The 278-nt window shown below is 43.2% G+C and carries 1 protein-coding gene; it reads left to right on the forward strand.

All coding sequences use genetic code 11. From position 1 onward, the window contains the following. Positions 1–71: 71 nt before the first annotated feature. The coding region (locus SB775_RS29025) for a cupin domain-containing protein (protein ID WP_486360714.1) at positions 72–278 on the forward strand (207 nt) is incomplete at its 3' end.

Genomic DNA, 278 nt, shown 5'->3' on the forward strand with positions numbered 1-278 from the left:
GTTGTTCTAATTCTCTGTATCTTATCATCGATCTGTGATCTGACTTATCATAAATCTATGAGATCCCTGCTATGTCAACAAACCTTGGTTTGTATTATCTTTGGTACAAAGGGGAGAGGATCATCATGGAAAAAGTAAACATCGCGCAGCATTTTTCAAAGTTACAGGAGACATGGAGCTCCGCAGTCGTAGGTGAGCTCAATGACGCTGCGATCAAGCTGGAGAAGCTTCAAGGTGAATTTGCCTGGCAACAGAACGATCAGAAGGACGAGCTGTTC

The organism is Peribacillus sp. SIMBA_075 (genome assembly GCF_046534585.1).